General features: G+C 72.0%; 1 pseudogene. It reads left to right on the forward strand.

The features are described from left to right. Nucleotides 1-264: pseudogene (locus tag KVT44_RS56230) on the forward strand (hypothetical protein); the annotation flags it as partial.

The following is a 264-nucleotide window of genomic DNA, read 5'->3' on the forward strand; positions in this document are numbered from 1 at the left end:
CCCCTGGAGTCGGCCGGGGCAGTGGAGGCGGCCTGCTGGGTCTGCACCACCGGGGCACCATCGGACCCGTCACCCCCCAGACCAAGGTGACGACTTGCCTCCTCCTGCTGGCTCCCACCATGTTCCTGGCGATGGGGTCCCCGCTGCTGGGGGTCGCCCGGCCGCCTCTGGTGGGGGGCTCCACGTGGAGCAAGGCCCTGCACTGGGGGGGGGGTTCCCACTTCTGCCTCGTCCTGTGGCCCATGGTCTTCGCGGCCTCCATCG

The organism is Streptomyces sp. GbtcB7 (assembly GCF_019091445.1).
Taxonomy (GTDB): Bacteria; Actinomycetota; Actinomycetes; order Streptomycetales; family Streptomycetaceae; genus Streptomyces; species Streptomyces mirabilis.